Consider the following 3,249-nt stretch of genomic DNA (forward strand, 5'->3'; position numbering starts at 1 on the left):
CGCGTCGCCGCATCGGCGTTGTCGGGAACCTCGAGCAGCACGGGCCATCCGAAGACAGTCTCGTAAAACTGCCGGGATCGTTCGATGTCGGTGACGGTAAGCCGGACATGAGCGATCGAGTTGGCGGTGATGGCCATTTAGTGATGCTGCCACGCCGATAGTCGCCGGCACAGGGCGGTCGCCATGCCAGAATCGCGATCGTGCAGATAGCGATGACCATGCCGGTCATGGAGCCGGATTTGGACGCCGCCGTATTGCGGGATTGGGCGCGCACGATCGACGACGGGCCGTTCTCGTCGTTGTGTTGGGGCGAGCGGATGGCCTTCGACAACCCGGAGGCGTTGACGTTGCTGGGTGCGCTGTCCGCCTGGACCGACCGGGTGCGGCTGATGACGACGGTGATCGTGCCGCAACTGCACGATCCGGTGATGCTGGCCAAGGCGTTGGCGACCGGCGACATGATCTGCGGCGGGCGGCTCACGGTCGGCCTCGGCGTCGGCGGACGGGTGGAGGACTACGTCGCGGTCGGCGCCGACCCGGCGACGCAGACCATCCGCGGGATGGCGCAGCGGGCCGCGGTGATGAAGCGGGTCTGGGCCGGCGAAAAGATCACCGATGCCAAGCTGCCGGTCGGACCGGCGCCGGTTCAACCGGGTGGGCCGCCGCTACTGGTCGGGACCATCGGACCCAAGACGCTGCGCAGTGCGGCGGCGTGGGCCGACGGACTGGCCGGGACCACGCTGGATCTCGACGTCGCCAAGCAGAACGAGTTGTTCGACGTCGCGCGCGACGCCTGGGCCGAGGCCGGCAAGGCCCGGCCTCACCTGGCCACGTCGTTCTGGTTCGCGCTGGGACCAGCCGATGACGCCCGGGCCCAGGTGCACCGGCATCTGCGTCGCTACATGAACTGGATACCGGCTGAGTACGTCGATGCCATGGCGCCCACCACCGGATTCGCCGGCAGTGACGACGACCTGGTCGCGGTGCTACGCGATTTCAAAGCCGTCGGCACCGACGAAGTTCAGCTCATCCCCACCAGTTCCGACCTCGATCAACTGCGGCGCGCGGCCGATCTGGTGGGGGAGATCAATGCCTGAACGCAACGTCCTGGGCGGCCCGCTGGAGCCGTGCGGCAGTGCGCCGTTGACCGGCTTCTACCGCGATGGCTGCTGTTCGAGCGGACCGGAAGACATTGGCCTGCACACGATTTGCGCGGTGGTAACCGCCGAATTCCTGCAGCATCAGCGCTCGATCGGCAACGACCTCTCGACACCCATGCCGCAGTTCAGGTTTCCCGGGCTGGTACCCGGAGATCGCTGGTGCGTGACCGCGCGCAACTGGCTGCTGGCGTACCGCGACGGCCTGGCCGCCCCGGTGGTGTTGGCGTCCACCCACGAGCGCACCCTCGACATCGTGCCGATCGAGGCACTGCAGGAGCACGCCGTCGATGTGCCCGACGATCTGGGCGGCCTGTAGTCGTTGATGCGCGCCCGACGTCCGCGGCCCCGGTTGCCAGTGGTTAGCCGCAATCGGAGTTATGCCTGTTAGGGTGCTGTCTCGCGGACACCGCACAAGGTCGCCAAGTAGCACTACGGACATATGTGCGGATAATTGCTACAGCCAGACCGCGACGACACCCTGACAGGATGCCGACCATGAAGCACGTGATGATGCTCGCGCTGACCGCTGCCGCCCTGCTGAGCGCGCCGTTGGGCCACGCCGCTCCTCCTCCTCCACCGCCTGACCCGCACAAGCCCGACTTCGGCGCCCACTACTGCCCCGGTGGCGGGACGGTGGACATGATGACGCCGGCCGAGCCGTCCTGCGACGGTGTGCCCTACGACGACGGCTCCTACTGGCGTGCGATCAACCGGGGCGCTCCGGGGACGGCCGCGCTGGTGATCGTTCAGTGCGTCAAGCCGCCGCCTCCGCCGGGGCTGTTCACCCCACCGCAGCAGGGGCCGGTGCCGGCGCCGCCGGGAAGCTGCACCGAGTAGCGACGGGGGCGGTGGCAGTCGGTCGGTCTGGGGGGAGCGATGCACGCCTCGTGTGAGATCGTCAACGAGATGCTCAACTATTCGCCGGCAGCGAACGACCGGATGCTCGGCGTGTGGTGCACGACGATCTCGAGCCATATGGTGTCGAAATGACATCGGTTTTCGCCGCGCTTGCATTCGTCGCCGCGATCGCTCTGTTCATGCTCGGCTCGTACGGGGTGTTCCGGCAGATACGGAACGGCCGGATCGACCCGCGCCAAGACCCTGAGTGGGGCCCTTACCGAGCTCCCGCGTCACCGCACTCCCTGATCGATCGCAGCACGACCTTCGGGCCGCGGCCCGAGTACGACGACGACCACGTTCGCTACCTCGACGACTGAACTATCGCCAGCGTGGGCGGTGTCGGGCATCGGAGTTACTGAACCAATCCGGGTTTCATGCATCCTCTGGCAGAACTAGGACGGTTCAGGCACGCATTATGCCCACAATCAAAATGGCGAACTTGGCCGACATATGCGCCGGCGCGGTACGGCGGTCGGTGCTATCGCGGCGAGCGCCGCTGTCGTGGCTTCGTCTAGGCCGACGCACATTGGCGCGCACGACATAGACCCGTCGACCATCGCAGCGAGTAGCCGATAAGCGTGGCGGGTGTCGGCGGTCCTATCAGCATGCCGTCACCCTTTCCACTTCGGTTCAGTCCAGGTCATACCACTCGGCACCTACTTGATCGAAAGTCTCTTTGATCGTTTCCGTCGTCGCACGAATATCGTTCGCAATCGGCGAAGCAGGATTCGGCGTGAAGAACCACACAAGCCGCAGCAGTTCCGGCACCGGCAGAGGCGGAAGCTGACTAACGCTTGGCATGGTCGGCGCGTTTGGAAGCACCTCTCTCACCAGAACGCCACGAGTTCTGTTGTAAGCCTTGAAGTTGCGTAGGCAATTCCCTGACCACTCGTTACCATTCACCAGTCGCAGGGCTAGGACGAAACTGTAACCGAGAGTCCATGAAACCTGGGTCACACCGGCGAAACCCCTACCGCCGTCGGGCAAGAGTGGTCCAACGCCGGCGAATGCGTGTCGGTGATCGGGGTGAGCCGTACGCCCAATGAAGATATGCCAGTCGGTGATGTCTTTACCGGTGAAAAGCGTTGCTGGATCGAACGGTTCGACGATGAGCGGATTTTCGTAGTAACAACGAAGCAGCGCAATTTTGACAGCCCAGCGACGAAACTGCTTGGGATCGCATAGATTA

The 3,249-nt window shown here is 64.8% G+C and carries 6 protein-coding genes; 4 read left to right on the top strand and 2 right to left on the bottom strand.

Going from position 1 to position 3,249, the window contains the following annotated elements:
* A partial coding sequence (locus AC2VOU_RS18195) for a VOC family protein (protein ID WP_486958629.1) occupies nt 1-137 on the bottom strand: 137 nt, incomplete at its 3' end.
* A 75-nt stretch (nt 138-212) separates the two neighbouring features.
* On the opposite strand from AC2VOU_RS18195, the gene AC2VOU_RS18200 reads away from it, so the two are divergent.
* From AC2VOU_RS18200 to AC2VOU_RS18215, 4 genes are all read left to right on the top strand, one after another.
* On the top strand, nt 213-1,097 hold the full coding sequence (locus AC2VOU_RS18200; RefSeq protein ID WP_486958630.1) for an LLM class flavin-dependent oxidoreductase: 885 nt from the start codon (nt 213-215) through the stop codon (nt 1,095-1,097).
* Nucleotides 1,090-1,476 (top strand): DUF2237 family protein, encoded by a 387-nt coding sequence (locus AC2VOU_RS18205; RefSeq protein ID WP_486958625.1) that lies wholly within the window; start codon nt 1,090-1,092, stop codon nt 1,474-1,476. The genes AC2VOU_RS18200 and AC2VOU_RS18205 overlap by 8 nt, the downstream gene beginning before the upstream one ends.
* A 170-nt stretch (nt 1,477-1,646) precedes the next feature.
* The gene (locus AC2VOU_RS18210) at nt 1,647-1,997 is read left to right on the top strand and encodes a hypothetical protein (RefSeq protein ID WP_486958626.1); all 351 of its coding nucleotides are present in this window, start codon (nt 1,647-1,649) and stop codon (nt 1,995-1,997) included.
* Nucleotides 1,998-2,146: 149 nt separating this feature from the next.
* Nucleotides 2,147-2,377, top strand: a complete 231-nt coding sequence (locus tag AC2VOU_RS18215) for a hypothetical protein (RefSeq protein WP_486958627.1) — start codon at nt 2,147-2,149, stop codon at nt 2,375-2,377.
* 313 nt (nt 2,378-2,690) lie between these two features.
* Here AC2VOU_RS18215 and AC2VOU_RS18220 read toward each other — a convergent pair.
* Nucleotides 2,691-3,249, bottom strand: a 559-nt coding sequence (locus AC2VOU_RS18220; protein ID WP_486958628.1) for a hypothetical protein, incomplete at its 5' end; no start/stop codon positions are given.

The sequence above is a fragment of the Mycobacterium sp. TH-M25 genome (assembly GCF_057473665.1).

Excerpts from the sequence above, each read along its gene's own strand:
- AC2VOU_RS18200 (WP_486958630.1), top strand. The coding sequence starts at position 213 with ATGACCATGCCGGTCATGGAGCCGGATTTGGACGCCGCCGTATTGCGG.
- AC2VOU_RS18205 (WP_486958625.1), top strand. The coding sequence starts at position 1,090 with ATGCCTGAACGCAACGTCCTGGGCGGCCCGCTGGAGCCGTGCGGCAGT.
- AC2VOU_RS18210 (WP_486958626.1), top strand. The coding sequence starts at position 1,647 with ATGCCGACCATGAAGCACGTGATGATGCTCGCGCTGACCGCTGCCGCC.
- AC2VOU_RS18215 (WP_486958627.1), top strand. The coding sequence starts at position 2,147 with ATGACATCGGTTTTCGCCGCGCTTGCATTCGTCGCCGCGATCGCTCTG.